The following is a 1,109-nucleotide window of genomic DNA, read 5'->3' on the forward strand; positions in this document are numbered from 1 at the left end:
ATGATATACCGGACAATATAATGATGTAGTAAATCACTTTTCCACCGTAGAAAAAATACTATTTAATTCATTCGATAAGTTATATATGTCTGAATTTACTCTAACAGAAGAGCGGCTAAATAAGCCATGATTGATAAAATCTCCTTGAATCTTACCTTTTTCATCCCGTTTTTTTTCTGGTTTAAATGAAAATATATTCTGTAGTATGACATTATCTCCTTCCATTCCCATTATCTCGCTAATATAGCGCACTTTTCTTGTGCCATCACTCATTCGTGAAACTTGTACAATAAGATTAATTGCAGATGCTATATTCCTCCGGATTGTAAAGAGAGGCATATTAACTGGGCCCATCATTATCATACTTTCCAGACGAGCGACAGCATCGCGAGGGGAGTTAGCATGCAATGTTGACATTGAACCATTGTGGCCTGTATTCATTGCTTGAAGCATTTCAAAGGTTTCTTCACCTCGACATTCGCCAATAATTATTCTATCAGGGCGCATTCGTAGTGAATTAATCACTAAGTCCCGCATAGTGATTTGCCCTGTGTTTTCCAGACCGGCTAACCGCGTTTCCATTCTCACGACATGAGGTTGTTCAAGATTCAACTCTGCTGCATCTTCTAAAGTAATAACTCTTTCACTCTTAGATATATATTTTGACAAAGCATTAAGTAGAGTTGTTTTTCCCGAACCGGTACCACCAGAGATAATGATATTAACCCTACAACTAGCCGCAATAATTAAAAAGTTAGCCATATCGCTACTCATTGCACCCATATCCACTAAGTCTTCTAGTTTTCGCTTATTTTTACTAAATTTTCGGATAGAAAGTGTAGTGCCATCCAGGGCTATGGGGCTCATTGCCACATTGATACGGCTGCCGTCAATTAAACGTGCATCTGCCAAGGGGCGGCCTTCATCAATACGACGATTTACTCTTTGCATTAAACGCTTGGCAATATCGGTTAGTTGATTATTATTAATAAATCGCCGATCAGTTAAGGTGATAAGACCATAGCGTTCAATAAATATTTTATTAGGGCCATTAACCATAATATCACTAATAGAATCATCCTCCATCAGCTCTCTTAATGGTCCAAAAC

1 protein-coding gene is annotated in these 1,109 nt (G+C 37.9%); it reads right to left on the reverse strand.

From position 1 onward, the window contains the following. Nucleotides 1-33: 33 nt before the first annotated feature. The coding region (locus FTA91_RS16390; RefSeq protein ID WP_145583622.1) for a CpaF family protein at nucleotides 34-1,109 on the reverse strand (1,076 nt) is incomplete at its 5' end.

The organism is Yersinia thracica (assembly GCF_902170565.1).
GTDB classification, from domain to species: domain Bacteria; phylum Pseudomonadota; class Gammaproteobacteria; order Enterobacterales; family Enterobacteriaceae; genus Yersinia; species Yersinia thracica.